The sequence below is a fragment of the Kosakonia sp. CFBP8986 genome (genome assembly GCF_034044935.1).
Classification (GTDB): Bacteria; Pseudomonadota; Gammaproteobacteria; order Enterobacterales; family Enterobacteriaceae; genus Kosakonia; species Kosakonia cowanii.
In genome coordinates, this window is record NZ_JAXCXB010000025.1 from 1 (window position 1) to 393 (window position 393).

The window sequence follows — 393 nt, forward strand, 5'->3', positions numbered from 1 at the left end:
CTCCGAATAATCCTTCCTCTGCAACACCATACAATGTAGTAACCCCGTGGTGGGGTTCCCGAGCGGCCAAAGGGAGCAGACTGTAAATCTGCCGTCATCGACTTCGAAGGTTCGAATCCTTCCCCCACCACCATCTACGTCCTGCATCACAATTTGTATTACCCCGTGGTGGGGTTCCCGAGCGATCATAAGGGAGCTGACTGCAAATCTGCCGTCACCGACTTAGAAGGTTCGACTCGAGCACCAGCGAGAGAACGTTGCCAACGGCAACGGCCCGAAGGGTGAGGAGCGTAGCTCCGAATAATCCTTCCTCTGCAACACCATACAATGTAGTAACCCCGTGGTGGGGTTCCCGAGCGGCCAAAGGGAGCAGACTGTAAATCTGCCGTCATC

General features: G+C 55.0%; 1 tRNA gene and 1 other RNA gene. Both read left to right on the forward strand.

What is annotated here, in order from left to right:
* Positions 1–48 precede the first annotated feature (48 nt).
* Positions 49–133: transfer RNA gene (locus SOM48_RS22625), tRNA-Tyr, on the forward strand.
* A gap of 43 nt (positions 134–176) precedes the next feature.
* Positions 177–321, forward strand: a non-coding RNA gene (locus SOM48_RS22630) — RtT sRNA.
* Positions 322–393 lie beyond the last annotated feature (72 nt).